This window comes from Vibrio sp. MM46 (assembly GCF_027587135.1).
In the GTDB taxonomy this organism is placed as follows: domain Bacteria; phylum Pseudomonadota; class Gammaproteobacteria; order Enterobacterales; family Vibrionaceae; genus Vibrio; species Vibrio harveyi.
Map to the genome: position 1 here is coordinate 209,800 of NZ_JAPPTO010000002.1, position 15,257 is coordinate 225,056.

Sequence of the window (15,257 nt, forward strand, 5' to 3'; positions counted from 1 at the left end):
CGCTAAAGACTAAGTTATACTATTGCTAATAAGTACAAGAAAAGGGCGCTTCGGCGTCCTTTATTTTTGGATTCAATTGGATAGTTTGGGTTTGAGGTTTAATTTTTACGTCATTCTGAACAGCGAGGGACGAGCGTGATTCATAATCTGCTCACCGAGTATTGTGGCTTGATGAGAAATATTGAGCCAAGAGCGTGTGGGAGTTAGATTCCTGATCTCGCTTAGGCTCGTCGGAATGACGGGGTGTTGCTCTCTCGGTTATGTTTCTCGTCATTCTGAACAGCGAGGGACGAGCGTGATTCATAATCTGCTTACCGAGTATTGTGGCTTGATGAGAAATATTGAGCCAAGAGCGTGTGGCAATTAGATTCCTGATCTCGCTTAGGCTCGTCGGAATGACGGGGTGTTGCTCTCTCGGTTATGTTTCTCGTCATTCTGAACAGCGAGGGACGAGCGTGATTCAGAATCTGCTCACCGAGTATTGTGGCTTGATGTGAAATATTGAGTGAGAGCGTGTGGCAGTTAGATTCCTGATCTCGCCTAGGCTCGTCGGAATGACGGGGTGTTGCTCTCTCGGTTATGTTTCTCGTCATTCTGAACAGCGAGGGACGAGCGTGATTCAGAATCTGCTCACCGAGTGCTGTGGCTTGATGAGAAATATTGAGCCAAGAGCGTGCGGCAATTAGATTCCTGATCTCGCCTAGGCTCGTCGGAATGACGGGATGTTGCTCTCTCGGTTATGTTTCTCGTCATTCTGGACAGCGAGGGACGAGCGTGATTCAGAATCTGCTCACCGAGTGCTGTTGCTTTACGTGAAATATTGAGTGGGAGCGTGCGGCAATTAGATTCTTGATCTCGCGTAGGCTCGTCGGAATGACGGGGTGTTGCTCTCTGGGTTATGTTTCTCGTCATTCTGAACAGCGAGGGACGAGCATGATTCAGAATCTGCTCACCGAGTGCTGTGACTTGATGTGAAATATTGAGTGAGAGCGTGTGGCAATTAGATTCTTGATCTCGCGTAGGCTCGTCGGAATGACGGGGTGTTGCTCTCTCGGTTATGTTTCTCGTCATTCCCGAAAGCGACGAAGGAGCGCAGTCGGGAATCTCTTGCAAGCACCAGATTATCCAATTGAAAACAAAGCCGAAAGTAGAACAGGCAATATGAAAGATCAGAAGATTTCTCCGATATCCGTGTTGGATCAAAGCCCAATGTTTGTGTGTGGTGTGATGCACCGAACATTCCGTAATCGTGCACAAGCAGAGCTATCGCGTCAGAACTTGATGACGTTGGAAATGGCGAGTGCCTTGGCCGCGTTGGAAGAGTTTCAACCGATGAGTCAACAAGAATTGGCGGATGCGGTACTAACAGAGCGAAGTGTCGCAAAACGCATGGTGGACAACTTAGAAAAGCGTGGCTTTGTACAAGTCTCTAAGAGCGAAACCAATCAGAGATTAAAGATTCTAACACTCACAAAAGAAGGGGTAGAAGCGGTACGCAAAGTGCACCGCATCATGACTAACCTCAAACAAGATTTCTTCTCTTGCCTGACGGAAGAAGAATCCGATGAATTCTTCCGTTTGGTGCGTAAAATGACCTTAGCCAATCACGCTTAATTCAGCATTTCAAACGATGGCGAGCCAATTAGCTTTCTGTGAGAAAACGGTTCGCCACTTCAGCTTCTTGTTTCTTCATCAATTGATGCGCGGTCAGCATGTGTTGTTCCATCACTTGCTTGGCTTTTGATGCGTCACTTTTACGCAATGCTTCAACCAGTGCACGTTGGCTGTGCACACCCGTTTGCCACAGCTTGTGGTTGCCCGGTTCATACAGTTTGCGATAAATCGTTAGCTCGGTAAGCATTTGCGCAGTAAAGCGAACCACAAACTTCAGCAGCTCGTTGCCAGAATAGCTCGCTAAGAGGCTGTGAAACTCAATCGATGCAATATGGTGTTTGCGCTCTTGATACACATCTTCCGGTGGCGTCTGGTACTTATCGATCTGCTGATCGAGACGAGCAAGTTGCTCATCGGTCAATGTGCCCGCCAATGATGCTGCGATCTCTGGTTCCAGAGATAAGCGGATCTGGTACAGATCAGAAATTGAAACGTCTTTGAAGAACAGGTAGTTACTCAGTAGTGCCTGAGCTTTGTTCTCACTCATTTCGCTAACAAACACACCGCCTTTTGGTCCAGTCTTGGTCGAGAGAATACCTTGAGCCTCTAAGATACGCATACTTTCACGTACTGTGCTTTTTGACGCATCAAAAGTTTCCATCACGTCAATTTCGCTTGGGAGACGATCGCCGGGTTGTAAAGCTTGATCGACAATCCATGCTTTGATCGATTCGGCTAATTGTTGAGTTCTACGTCCTTTTGCGCTGCTTGCCACATTATCCTCGCTGGTTTTTCTCGCGGTATCTATTGAATTCTGAAGGAAATTCAAAGGATGTCACCTGTTTTCTACGTTTCTTTTTTTGGAAACAGTACGGGTTGTTGATTATGAAACCATCCGATTATCGATCGAATCACTCTCACAAAAAAGTCTATTTATCATGATAAATGTCTTTCATTTGATATTTATCATGATAAATTAAAAATAAACATGGTTAGAAAAAGAGCGATTCAAGATGGAAAAATTTGTAGAAACTGCCAGCCTAGCGTGGGAGTGGTTGGAAGATATTGCTCAATGCAGCCAAACCCAAGACCCAGATAGCGAAGGTGTTACTCGCTTATGTGCCAGTGAAGAGCACGCAAAAGCGAATGAAAAACTACGTGAGTGGATGCTGCTGTCTGGTATGGAAGTGCGCATGGACAATGCTGCAAATCTTATTGGTCGCTATCACAGCCCAAATCCAAATGCCCAGACGCTGATTTTTGGCTCTCACCAAGACACGGTGCCAAATGGTGGTAAATACGATGGCATCTTGGGTGTGATTCTACCAGTTGCGTTGATTCACTATTTTCATCAACAGAAATTCGAATTCCCATTCAATATTGATGTGATTGCCTTTAGCGATGAAGAGGGAACTCGATTCCAATCGACACTACTTGGCTCAAAAGCGATATCTGGGACGTTTGACCCAAGTGTGCTGGATGCGCGAGATGCCCACGGTGTGACCATGCGTGAAGCGTTAACGTCGTTTGGTTGTCATCCAGATCAGATCGAAAAAGACGCTTACGACAAAGAAAAGGTGTTGGGCTTTGTGGAACTGCATATTGAGCAAGAGCCACAGCTTGAACAAGCGAACTTGCCGGTCGGTGTGGTTACTGCCATCACTGGGATTGAGCGTCATACTTTGTCGATTGTTGGCAAAGCCGGACACGCAGGCACAGTGCCAATGGACATGCGTCAAGATGCGCTAGTTGGGGCAGCTCAGGTCATTCATATGTTTGACCAACTGTGCAAACGTGAAGACGACCTAGTGGGCGTCGTAGGTAAAATCGCCAACTTCCCAAATGGTGTGAATGTGATTCCTCAGCAGACGGACATCACTATCGAACTGCGCTCTCCAAATGATGCCTCTCGCATTGCCGCACGAAAAGAAATGCTGGAGAACATTCAAACCTTGATGGCGCAGTACAACCTCGCGTATCACCACGAACAAACTTATGAGCAAGCTGCTGTCACCTGTTCTGATTCACTTTCTTCGGCACTTACTCAAGCGATCGCACTATCCAATATTGACACCAAACATCTATTCAGTGGCGCGGGTCATGATGGTCTGGCTGTGTGTGAGCTGACGGATATTGCGATGTTGTTTATGCGTTGTACGGGCGGGGTTAGCCATCATCCTGATGAAGCGATTTTACAACAAGACCTAGTAGCAGCAGTCGAGGTTCTGAACCATTTCTGCATGCTGATGAAACACCAATAAAAGCGAAATAACACAAGAGAGGGTGGGGGTTCATCCTCTTTTTTACTTTCAAAACCAAGACTTGGTTTTAGCTTGTGAACGTGAAGGCTCATACCAATGGGTTTTCATTCCTATACTAAGGAGAGATTTTGTTATGGATATGACAAAAAAGATGGAGACAACAGAGAAGAAGGCTTGGTACAAGAGTATGCCGGACCCAATGGTCCTGATCTTTATGATTTTGGTGGCAACGTATCTACTGACTTTTGTTGTGCCTGCCGGGGAGTTCTCACGTGTTGTGGTGGACGGTCGTACTACCGTTGTCCCAAACTCATTTGCTTATCTGAGTGATGTGCCTGCGGTGCATTTCTTTGACATTTTTGTCGCGATTCCGAAAGGTTTGATCAGCGCGGCACCTTACTTGTTCATCGTATTCATTGCTGGTGGTTTGTTCCACATCTTGCAACGCACTGGTGCGCTTGAGAACGCGATTGGTGTGGCGGTAAACAAAGCTGGCGTGAAGAACCGTAATCTTATCATCACAATCGGCACCTTTATCTACGGTTTCTTTGGCGTGGCGGTAGGCTTTGAGAACAACATCGCACTCGTTCCGGTTGCGGTTCTGATTTCTGCTGCGGTTGGTTACTCCAGCCTTGTCGGTACGGTAATGGCAGTGGGCGGTATCGGTGTAGGCTTTGCACTGTCACCAATCAACCCTTATACCGTAGGTGTGGCTCAAGGTATTGCTGAACTGCCTACTTTCTCGGGCGCTTGGTTGCGTGCAGCGATGGTAATTTCCTCTCTTGCATTGCTGTCTTATTACATCTGTACTCGTGTGGCGAAGATGGAGTTTAAAGAGCCAGATTCAGCAGAAGGCTTAAGCAAAGATTTATCGGAATACCACCTAGAGAAGAAAGACAAACTTACGCTAGGCGTATTCCTAGCTGGTCTTGGTGTGATGCTTTACGGCGTATTTGCTAACGGTTGGTACATCAACGAGATCGCAGGTCTGTTCTTATTAATGGCAATTGTGATCGGTGCGGTGAACGGTTTAAGTGCGAATGGCATCGTGAAGCAAATGATGGAAGGTGCATCGGGCGTAACCGCAGGTGCATTGGTGATTGGTGTTGCGGCGTCGATTCAAATCATTCTCGACCAGGCGCAAATCATCGATACCATCGTTAACGCGCTAAGCTCACTTATCCAAGATATGCCGATTGCTATCTCTGCGATTGTCGCAAGTGTGGTGCAAGGTGTGATCAACCTATTTGTGCCATCGGGTTCTGGTCAAGCGATGGTGACCATGCCGATCCTAATTCCTGTTGCAGATCTTACTGGCATGAGCCGTCAGCTTATGATCACTGCATTCCAAGTTGGTGATGGTCTTACCAACCTTATTGTACCGACTTCTGGTGGTACGCTAGCCATGTTGGCGCTGGGTCGCGTCTCTTACGAGCAGTGGCTAAAGGCAATTATGCCATTCATGGTATTTGTTTACGCCTTGTGTTGGTTGGCGCTGTTTATTGGACAAATGGTCGGCTACTAACGTCTTTTTATATCGAGAATCTATGACGATTTCACTTATTCATGTTAATCCTGAAACGGGATTATCGGCTTCCATCACAGCCACTGGCGGCGTTGCCGTTGGTGGTTATGTGAACCACAGTTGGCGTGGAATTGGCGCCTGTGCAACTCAAGGTTTGTTTACCAATCCTTGGTATGCAGACAATGCCAAGCGATGGTTATCTCAAGGACTGTCTTGTCATGAGGTGATTGACCGTTTGAAAGAAGGTGATGCGGAATTCGCCAAGCGCCAATGTATGGTAATGGACAAACATGGCTATACCGCGTTTATAAACGGCGAAGAGAACATCGCGTACGTCGGCTCTATAGCACTTCAAGATTTGGCGGTTGCCGGAAACATGCTTGAAAGTGATGCGGTTATTGAGGCGTTTGCAGATTCGTTCCTAGCTCAGACTGTGCTCAATGCTGAGCAAGTGAGAGCCGGGGGCAAACCGCAATATCGTGATAACTATGAGGCAACGCTAGCAGAAGTGCTTATTTCTGCACTAGAAGCCGCATTGGAAGCGGGAGGGGATAAGCGCGGTACCTATTCTGCCTCTCTTCGTATAGAAAGTTATAATCATGCGCCGATCGATATTCGTGTCGATTGGTCTGATGACAGCTTGATGGAAGACATGAGGAAGGTACTGAGCCGAGTACGAGCGCCGAGCTTTCAAGAGTTTCTTAATGGCGTGCCGAATCAGTAAGAGGATTCATGTCGCGCAAAATAAAAAGCCGAACAGTGACTGCAGTTCGGCTTTTTTGTATTGGTTAAAACATAATTTTGTTTTCAACTTTAATGATGCCATTGAGTGAAACAGAAATGACATCGTTATCTTTCACTTCAACTGTGTGAGTTGGTAAGTCGATGTAAATTAAATCGCCTGGTTTGAGTGTGAAATACTGACTGAGTTCACTCACGATTTCTGCTGGAGAATAGGTAATTTCAGCAAAGGCGTCATTGTTAATGGCTTTACCGTTGATTTGCGAAGAAACATGAATCTGGGTGAAATCGAGTCCGCGAACGATCTCATTCGCAATTGGGGCAAAACCGTCTGCGCTTTTTGCTCTTAGCGAATGGGCATCATGCTGCAGCCAGTTTGTTTCCGTAAGATCGCCCCCAACGGTGAGTCCAAATATAACGGCTGATGCTTGCTTGGTATCGATGTTCTTACTTTGCTTTCCTATCACGACCACGAGGGAGCTTGAATACTCGATGTTATCGGCATCAGATGGTACTTGGATTGGAGCGCCGGTAGAAATTAACGCTGAAGGCAGTTTAAAGAAAAACTGATAATCACTTTTCTTCGCCTTATCTGCTTGTTTTTTCGCTTGAACGATGAACACTTTTTCTGGCTTAGTCGGAAGCAGCAGACTGACATCATCAACGGAAACTTGACGAGGTGAGAGTGATGAATCGGAGAAAATATCCCCTTTAAGAGGATAGATTGAGTCTTCTACTAACTTGCCGTAACTGATTTTCCCGAGGTGTTGATAGCGAACATAAGTCGTTGAAGCTGCATTTGCCGTTAGGCTGACCACACTTAAACACACGCCCAAACATAATGCGATGAGTTTCATTATAGAAATCCTTATTTTTTAGCGCATTATATCGGTTAATTGCTGGGAAGCGTATGCCGAACTCTCCTACTTGGGGTTATGTCCCGATTAAATTAGGTTGTAACTCTTAAGAATGACGATACCCAATGTACAGGTAATTGTTGAGAGTACGGTCGTTAAAGCGATGATGTTTGCCGCTAAGACAGAATTACCTCCCATAGAGCGTGCCATGACATAACTTGCCGCCGCAACGGGAGAAGCGTTCATAAAGAACAAAATACCAAGCTCAATCCCTCGAAAGCCAACTAAATATGCACCTGTGGTAATCACGATAGGGGCGACGACCAGTTTGTAGCTGCTGGCAAACCAAGACGGCCCTTTATCTTTCTTCATCAAACTTAAATCGAGTGAGCCACCGGTACACAAGAGGGCGAGGGGAAGCGTCATCTTCGATAGGTAGTTACCAGCATCAATCGCTACATCTGGAACAGGAATCGACAGAAGGTAGAACACCATGCCAGAGACGATCGCGATGATCAGCGGATTGCGCGTTAAGGTTCTCACCATCATTTTGGCGGCTTGAGATCCAGACGTTGCGCCTTTTGGAGACAAACAAATTACCGCTTGTACGTTATAGATAAAGGTGGTTACCGCAACATAAAGTGCAGCCAGCGCCACACCTTGTGAACCGTAAGCATTCGCCACATACGCAATGCCGATGATGCCCGTATTGGCGCGAAAGCCACCTTGGATTAAAACGCCTTGATCGGGTGACGATTTGAAGAACAGCTTGACGGAAACATAGGTGAAAATGAAAAACGCGATGCTGGCAACAATACCGTAATTGACGAAGCCGCTAGCCGCGGAGAAATCGTGCTCGGAGACGACGATACTTAAGAACAACATCGCAGGCAGCGTGACCTGAAACACCAGTTTAGAGCCGATTTCGATAAAGTTGTCGTTGATAAGTCCTATGCGTTTGAAGACAACGCCCAAAACCAGCATTAAGCAGATGGGACCAGTGATCGATAACGAGAATTGCAACTGATGTAAAACAGCATCCATGAGTGTATCCGCAGCAAAAGAAAAGAGTTTTATAATTGTCATACAATTAAACCACAACTCAATCTTGGGAGACAGTAGGGTGGTGAAATTTTCTTCAGTTATTGTGGGGTTACTGGTGAAAGGAGAGGGAAACCAGTCTGGCTTGTATCACCAGACTGGAAGCAAACTCTAAAGCAGAATTACTTTTGGGTATTTGCAAGGAGGTAATCAGGACCCGCTGTTTCTGCCGTTACTACAGACAGTTTGCTCGTATCCGCACCAACGCCTTGGTATTGCGTAAAGCCTTTTGCTTGCTCGCTTTTTGGTAGTTCTACCGAGTAAGAAGCGATTTGCTCTGCGTTAGTCACTGTGCCGACGTACACCTCGTTGTTGTAGGTCGGATTCACCAGCGGTAACTCTTCTGTCGCACGTACACTGACGAATTGCTTTTGCTGATGGTTATCAACCACGTTGCTATCGAAGTGAACATCTACGCCAGCGAAAATGTTTTTCACTTCACTGTTGTTGAACAAGCTTACACGATGCGTTTGGTTGCCGTAGACAATGCCCCATTCCGTATCTACAAGGGTGTTGTTACGAATGGTGATGTTCTTTGGTGTCCATTGCTTGTTGAGCTCTTTGCCTTTTACTGCTTGGTCGAGCTTCTCGCCGTTTGCCACATCAATGATGCCCGTATTGATTACGATGCCGCCACGTAGATCCGCATTGCCTTCAATTTTGCCATCACGGCCACGCGTGCCAGTGATGTAGTTGTTCTCGATCACGTGGTCTTCATCGTAAATACGCATACCGCCAGTAAGCAGTTTTTCGTTACCTAGAATCACGTTGTCTTTCACTACGTTCGCTTTACCGTGACGAAGAGAAATCAGAGACGCACTTTCAAAGATAGTATTGCCAGAGATTTCATTGCCACCTGACTTAATCGAAATCAGCTCGCGTTCACCATCCATATCAATCAGCAGGTTATTGGTGAACTTAGAGTTTGACGCCCATTGAGACGATTTTGAATCGCCGATTCGAATTGCTTCCCAGCTGTTACCGTTGTAACGAATCGCATCTTTGATGTCGAATTCATTGAACTGATTTGGCTTTTGGTCCAAGAAAATGTTGTTAGCAATAAGGTGGTTATCTGGTGTGTCATCTTTTTGTACACCAATCAAAGTGCCGCGCTTTTGCTTACCTTCAAAACGGTTATTGATCACCTTGCCATCTTTACCCCAAAGTGAAACCCACAAGTATTTCGGGTATTCCGAGCGACGTTCGTCCGGTTGGTATTCGTAAGCGTGGTTGAAGTAGTAGAACGTAGAGTTTTGTAAAGTGTTGTTGTTACCCATCATACGCACACCACCGAAACGTTCAGCAGGACCGCCTTTGGTAAACACCAAACCGTCGACAGTGATGTTGTTACCTTCAAGGCGAAGCTGAGCCAAACCCGTTAGCCAAACGCTGCCAGGTTGCTCCGCCTTGATGGTAATGTCGTTGGCTTTTACCGTGACGATATCAAGATCCGCGTATTTACCCGCAGGAATCGTAATTGTTGTACCGTCTGCGGCATTCTCCATTTGTTGTTTCAATGCTTGCACGGTGTCTGCGGATTGCGCTTGAAGTGCGCTGCCATCCACTGTGTTTAAGCGATCCGTAGCAAGCAAGTAATCGCGAGTGATGTCATTCACTGCGGTTTCAACAACAGCGGGAGCCGCGGCTTCCGTGGTTTGAGAAGGTGAAGTGTTACAACCTACTAGGGTTAGGGCAGAAATGGACGCGGCAACCACGCCAGCAAGCATTGTTTTTTTCATAGTCATGATCTTTTTTAAGTAGAAAGCGGTCGGAAGACGACCGCTTAATTAGAGAAGGGATGAATCTAGCTTTCTGTAACCGTTTCTGAAGCTTGCTCTACTTTGTCGTCAACCGCTTTTACAAGCAGTAGACCAACAGCAAGAACAATCACACCACAGAAGACGAAGATTAGGCGTCCCCACATTGGGTTAGGCAGAACGAACATGGTCATCACGCCAACACCTGCGACTGCAATCAGTGAGCCAAGCATGCGGCGTTGTTTGTTATCCAGTTTCTTCTGTTCTGTAGACTCAGATACAAGTGGTGTCGCTAGGTTTTCGAAGAATTTGTCTACGTTCTTTTGACGTTCTTCTGAAAGCGGCTTGTAGAACAATGTCGACATCATGAAGAAGCCAGCGGTGAAGACTAGGTGAGCGATCAGACCGATAGCAACTTTCAAGTCAGACCATTCGCGACCTGTTAACGGCTCTAGGTTAAACCAGTTTTGAACCATGTCTGCTGTGATGACGAAGCCAACAAAGTAAGAAACGATACCACCCATGACTAGCGTACCCCAGCCAGCCCAGTCTGGCGTTTTCTTAATAAAGAAGCCGCAGAACGCAGGGATGGTCATTGGGAAGCCGATTAACGCGCCCACATACATCATGGTGTCGAACAGGCTTAGCCCCTTCAGTGAGTTGATGAACAGAGCAACCAAGATGATGGCGACACCAAAGAACGTCGAGGTCAGCTTAGATACCACCACAAGCTCTTTTTCTGTTGCTTGAGGGCGAAGGATTGGCTCGTAGAAGTTCTTAACGAAGATGCCTGAGTTGCGGTTTAGACCAGAGTCCATAGAAGACATGGTCGCTGCAAACATGGCGGCAATCAGTAGACCCACCATACCTGCTGGCATGTACTCTTGTACGAAGTAAAGGTACGCGAAGTCACCAGCTTTAGAACCTGCATCTGGGTATTGTGCTGCTAGGTCAATACCTTGACCTGCAATGAACCAAGAAGGCATGAACCAAATGAGTGGACCCATTGTCATTAATAAACAAGCCAATAGAGCTGCTTTTTTCGCGTTCTTAGAGTCTTTTGCTGCAAGGTAGCGGTAAGAGTTCAGCATGTTGTTGGTGATACTGAACTGCTTAAAGAAGATAAAGAATGCCCAAATACCGAAGATGCTTACGTAATTCAGGTTGTTACCTGAAACAAATGATGCGCCTTCTTCTACAGGGAAATTATTGATGATCTCTGTAACGCCACCGCCTTGAACGATCGCCACAACCGCACAGGTTACCGTTACTGCCATAATGATGACCATCTGCATGAAGTCAGAAGCGATAACCGCCCAAGAGCCGCCCGTTACCGACATTACAAGTACAACAAGACCTGTCACAATGATTGTGGTGGTCATATCGAAGCCGAATATGCCCGACGCGATGATTGCCAGACCATTCAACCAGATACCTGCTGAGATTACGCTGTTTGGCATGCCAGACCAAGTAAACACTTGCTCGTTGAACTTGCCGAAACGCATACGAATTGCCTCTATAACCGTCACGACGCGTAGCTGACGGAACTTAGGCGCAAAGTAGAGGTAGTTCATTAGGTAACCGAATGCGTTAGCTAAGAAGATGACGGCCACCGCAAAGCCATCAGCATAGGCTTTACCAGCTGCGCCAGTAAACGTCCATGCACTGAACTGCGTCATAAATGCGGTTGCACCTACCATCCACCAAAGCATGCTGCCGCCGCCTCGGAAGTAGTCACTGGTGGTACTGGTAAACGTTCTGAACATCCAACCTATTGCAATTAAGAATAGAAAGTAGATGCCTACAATAAGGGTATTGAGTTCCATCTTTAGACCTTTTGATAGTTATTTAATGTCTTGAGGTAATACTAACTATCAGTCTGTTTATTTGTAGTACAATAACTCAAAATCGTGACGAATGATCCGGAATGGGTTATTTCAATAATCATACAAGTGATCGTGATCGAATATTGACATTGCACTCAAAAAGGGAAAGGAAAACCACTACAACATCACATTAATCTATCAATAAATTGGATGTGTACGAGGTACGTTCAGTGGGATTTCTAGGTTTAGATATCAAAGGGTATAACGGTGTAAGAAGGTAGGAAGTATCATTATATTTGTATGACTATTTCAGATAAAAAAACGCCCACGACATGCCTGTAATGCGTGGGCGAAAAACGGTATTGATACCGTCTGAGCCAATGGCTCTGTTGGATTGCAATAGAACAGTGAAACGCGGTTCTGGATGTAGCTGAAAGATACTCGAGGGGTATATCTCTCATCGCTGCTAAGCACGTTACGCTGTAAGATCTTCGACAATCATTGCAAAGTTCAACAAAGCTAGGCTCTGTAAAGTGTTGTTATGATATGGGAGCAACTATACCAATCGACACAAGTCATCATCCTCGTCTGATCGATCTCGGCGCTTTACTTATGCCGATTGGTATTAACGATCTCCGCTTAACTTTCTCCACTTAATTAATGATTACTGACGAATAAAGCGTTTTCATTGGCTTATTGTCCGTCAATAGCAAGCCTAAACTGGTCGCTGGTCGCTGGTCGCTGGTCGCCGGTCGAGATGGGGCGTGGCGACAAAAAGAACAATCTCTACACCCACTTAAGTCCGATGAGGACGACAACGGTAGGGAGTAACAACAAGCTGCTCAGGACCATTAAAACTTGAGCAAAAGTGAGTAGGGATGACAAAACAGTATTCTTCAATGTTGAAATTTTCACCGGGTGAATCCATCCTGCTCGCTTTGCTTTGCCTCTATTGGCTATTTCTGCTGCTTGCTCACCTTTCTATCTACTTATGTCTCAGCCTTACACAAGTGATCTTCGCTTCTGTTGCGTCGAGCCCTCTTCATTTCATCTCTAAAAACCAAGGATGCTTAACCTGTAATTTGACTCTATGTAGGAAAGATCATGACGAAAAGCACACGTCAACAGTAACTTTATGTGCTGTGTCTCAAAATCTCTAAATGATTATATTGTATGACAAATAAAGGTAAACTAAGTTGGTGTAAAAATATGCGGTAGAGCACACTTTTGCCCTAAATATTAAGACAATTAAAAGCAGTGAAACAGCCTTAATATATTTAATATCAATAGTTTATTTAATTAAGTGGAAGTTGTAATAAAGCTTTATAATGTGGATAAATCATACAATTAGATCTAATTCACAGATCGCTCAACATCGGCTAGGTACTATATTTGTAGTATTTTAACTCAAGATAAAAGGCCGATAATAATGAAATCCCTACGACCTCTACATCTAGCAACCTGCCTCAGCACCATTCTTTTCAGTGCTAACACTCTTGCTGCAGACTTTGTGTTTCTTGATGAAGCAACGCTTGAACAAAATCGCGCTGTTTTACAGTCAGATAAAGCGAGCGATTCAATGAAAGACGCGTACGATCGTCTGATTGAAGAAGCAGAACTGGCAATGAAAGATGGCCCGTTCACGGTTACCGCGAAAGGCATGACTCCACCAAGCGGTAGCAAAAACGATTACATGAGTATCAGCCCTTACTGGTGGCCAGATGAATCCAAAGAAGATGGTCTTCCTTGGGTCCGCCATGATGGCAAAACTAACCCTGCTTCGAAAACGGCGGAAACAGATTCTAAACGCATAGGTCATTTCACGCGCTCTGTTCGTGCACTTGCATTGGCTTATTACTTCAGTCAAGACGAGAAATACGCAAACCAAGGTATTGAGTATGTTCGCACTTGGTTTATGAATGACGAAACCAAGATGAACCCGAACGTGAATTACGGGCAGGGTGTTCCTGGACGAGCAGAAGGACGTCGTGGCGGCATCATTGATACACGTACGCTGGCAGATCGCATGCTGGATTCCATTGCCATCCTATCGCTTTCTCCAGCTTGGACGGATAAAGACGAACAGCAAATCACACAATGGTACGGCGAGTACTTAGATTGGTTGATTGTTGATGACTTATCAGGTGGTCCGAAAGGTGAAGCGGCAGCGGCGAACAACCACGGCACTTGGTATGACTTCCAAGTCGCGAGTATTGCTTACTTCTTAGGTAATGAGCCTCTAGCAAAACAGATGGTTCAAAAGGGCAAGATGCGTGTAGACACTCAGTTTGAAAAAGACGGTTCTCAACCTCATGAAATCGAACGCACTCGTGCTTACCACTACCACTACTTCAGCTTAGATCCATTGGTCGGCATCGCTCAAATCGGTGACAAAGTGGGCATCGACCTCTGGCACTACCAAAACAAGAAAGGTGGCTCGTTAGCACAAGGCATTCAGCTAATGGCGACTTATCAAGATCCAGCGTCTGACTGGCCATACACCGCAAAAGACAATCCACGCCGAGTAGAACGCATGACACCAATTTACCTAAAAGCAGGTGTGGCGATGGAGAAACCTGAATGGGTGAAACTGGCAACAGAAACCGACTTTAGCCAATTCACAGTGAAGAAGAATTTGGCAGAAGTTTGGGCTCAGCGCGATATCGAATTGCTTTACCCAAAACAATAAAACCCTAGAAGGGCGGCGTGTAATGCGTCGCCACTTTGAAAAACTATTTATCTACAGTGGAACACTACTATGACATCTAAAAAACAAATTGCTTTAGCGATCGCGACCACCCTTTTTGCAGGCAGTATTTCAGCCGCATCACTAGACTTCCGTGAAGAATACAAACACGATTCAGAACAATGGGCAGGTCGTATTAAGATCAGTGGTAGCACTGGCAATCATTACTACGGCGTTGAAATGAAGCACACAGGCAACCTAAGTGAACTTCAGCGCGGTGACAGTGAGTTTGAATATGGTTACCACTTCAAATTGGATGACCACTGGCGTATTACTACTTCGATGCCAATTACGTTTGGTGACGAAGCCGTGACATACAAACCTCAGGTTCGCGTTCAATACAAATTCGATTCTGGTATCACAACGAAGCTTCGCTACCGCCACGAATTCCGCAACTACGCATCGGGTAAAACTTCAACGGGCTTAGATGGTCAGCAACATGACTCACTAAACGCAGGCAAGATCACAGGTAATATCGATTACAACTGGAACGCATGGCAATTTGGCTTTGAAGCGAACTACAAAGAAGATTTCTTCAGTGATGAGTGGAAGCTTGGCAACCGTGACGGTAAATACGAGTGGGATTACAACCTAAAAGTGGGTTACAAAGAGAAAGGTTGGGATTGGCGTCCATACGTTGAGTTCGGTAACGTTCAGTGTAACAGCTCTTGTGATGACAGCTCATCGCGCCAGCTACGTAGCCGTGTTGGTGTCACGTACAGCTTCTAATCCAAGCGAATACAAATTTAGAGTCTTTCCAATAGCCCGCCCCGAAGCGGGCTATTTTTGTATGGCTTTCGCATGATTACAGTACAAGAGCATATCAACA

11 protein-coding genes are annotated in these 15,257 nt (G+C 45.8%); 6 read left to right on the forward strand and 5 right to left on the reverse strand.

Features of this window, described 5'->3' with window-relative positions; translation table 11 throughout:
- Positions 1–1,161 precede the first annotated feature (1,161 nt).
- Complete coding sequence (locus tag OH459_RS02960; protein WP_005446725.1) at positions 1,162–1,614, forward strand: MarR family winged helix-turn-helix transcriptional regulator; 453 nt, start codon at positions 1,162–1,164, stop codon at positions 1,612–1,614.
- Between the two features lie 28 nt (positions 1,615–1,642).
- Here OH459_RS02960 and OH459_RS02965 read toward each other — a convergent pair whose 3' ends face one another.
- Positions 1,643–2,389, reverse strand: coding sequence for a FadR/GntR family transcriptional regulator (locus OH459_RS02965; protein ID WP_269985395.1), 747 nt, complete (start codon positions 2,387–2,389; stop codon positions 1,643–1,645).
- A gap of 238 nt (positions 2,390–2,627) precedes the next feature.
- Between OH459_RS02965 and OH459_RS02970 the strand changes: the two genes are divergently transcribed.
- The 3 genes from OH459_RS02970 to OH459_RS02980 all read left to right on the forward strand — a co-directional run bounded on the left by OH459_RS02970 (position 2,628) and on the right by OH459_RS02980 (position 6,124).
- Positions 2,628–3,875, forward strand: a complete 1,248-nt coding sequence (locus OH459_RS02970) for a M20 family metallo-hydrolase (RefSeq protein ID WP_269985397.1) — start codon at positions 2,628–2,630, stop codon at positions 3,873–3,875.
- Between the two features lie 133 nt (positions 3,876–4,008).
- On the forward strand, positions 4,009–5,400 hold the full coding sequence (locus tag OH459_RS02975) for a YfcC family protein (protein WP_009698222.1): 1,392 nt from the start codon (positions 4,009–4,011) through the stop codon (positions 5,398–5,400).
- 22 nt (positions 5,401–5,422) lie between these two features.
- Entirely contained in the window at positions 5,423–6,124 is a 702-nt protein-coding gene (locus tag OH459_RS02980) for a DUF1028 domain-containing protein (RefSeq protein WP_269985400.1), read from the forward strand.
- Positions 6,125–6,188: 64 nt separating this feature from the next.
- Here the strand turns inward: OH459_RS02980 and OH459_RS02985 are convergent, their stop codons facing one another.
- From OH459_RS02985 to OH459_RS03000, 4 genes are all read right to left on the reverse strand, one after another.
- Entirely contained in the window at positions 6,189–6,998 is an 810-nt protein-coding gene (locus tag OH459_RS02985; protein ID WP_114092858.1) for a fumarylacetoacetate hydrolase family protein, read from the reverse strand.
- Positions 6,999–7,085: 87 nt separating this feature from the next.
- Entirely contained in the window at positions 7,086–8,042 is a 957-nt protein-coding gene (locus OH459_RS02990) for an AEC family transporter (RefSeq protein ID WP_269985404.1), read from the reverse strand.
- 179 nt (positions 8,043–8,221) lie between these two features.
- Positions 8,222–9,838, reverse strand: coding sequence for a polysaccharide lyase 6 family protein (locus OH459_RS02995; protein WP_005450863.1), 1,617 nt, complete (start codon positions 9,836–9,838; stop codon positions 8,222–8,224).
- 65 nt (positions 9,839–9,903) lie between these two features.
- The gene (locus OH459_RS03000; RefSeq protein WP_269985409.1) at positions 9,904–11,682 is read right to left on the reverse strand and encodes a sodium:solute symporter family protein; all 1,779 of its coding nucleotides are present in this window, start codon (positions 11,680–11,682) and stop codon (positions 9,904–9,906) included.
- A 1,429-nt stretch (positions 11,683–13,111) separates the two neighbouring features.
- Here OH459_RS03000 and OH459_RS03005 point away from each other — a divergent pair.
- Together OH459_RS03005 and OH459_RS03010 are read left to right on the forward strand one after the other, a co-directional pair.
- Entirely contained in the window at positions 13,112–14,371 is a 1,260-nt protein-coding gene (locus OH459_RS03005) for an alginate lyase family protein (protein ID WP_005450861.1), read from the forward strand.
- 69 nt (positions 14,372–14,440) lie between these two features.
- Positions 14,441–15,157: an oligogalacturonate-specific porin KdgM family protein gene (locus tag OH459_RS03010; protein ID WP_029789095.1), complete on the forward strand. Its 717-nt coding sequence runs from the start codon at positions 14,441–14,443 to the stop codon at positions 15,155–15,157.
- The last annotated feature ends 100 nt before the right edge of the window (positions 15,158–15,257 follow it).